Below are 410 nucleotides of genomic sequence, written 5' to 3' on the forward strand. Positions count from 1 at the left end.
GTAAGCGTTAAGTGAGCGCCGTATTGACGGCTATTTATTGGTGAGATCTACGTTCCATGGCAGCAGTTCGGCCACTTTGTTGATGGGCCACTCCGGCAATACGCTCAGGATATGGCGAAGGTAACCCTCTGGATCGATACCGTTCAGCCTGCACGTTCCGATCAGACCATACAGCAGGGCACCACGTTCACCACCATGATCACTGCCGAAGAAGATGTAGTTTTTCTTGCCCAGACAGACCGCTCGTAGCGCTCGCTCAGCAGCGTTATTATCCGGCTCTGCCAGACCATCATCGCAGTAGTAACACAGGGCATCCCACTGGTTCAGTGCATAAGCGAACGCCTCGCCTAACCGGGATTTTTTCGACAGAGTGGCACTTTTCTCCACCAACCAGTCATGCAGGGATATCA

At 52.9% G+C, this 410-nt stretch carries 1 protein-coding gene; it reads right to left on the bottom strand.

Going from position 1 to position 410, the window contains the following annotated elements:
• Nucleotides 1-30: 30 nt before the first annotated feature.
• Nucleotides 31-410: transposase (locus tag HX884_RS26800; RefSeq protein WP_178329063.1), on the bottom strand; the 380-nt coding region annotated here is incomplete at its 5' end.

This window comes from Enterobacter sp. SECR19-1250, from assembly GCF_013391025.1.
GTDB classification, from domain to species: domain Bacteria; phylum Pseudomonadota; class Gammaproteobacteria; order Enterobacterales; family Enterobacteriaceae; genus Enterobacter; species Enterobacter cloacae.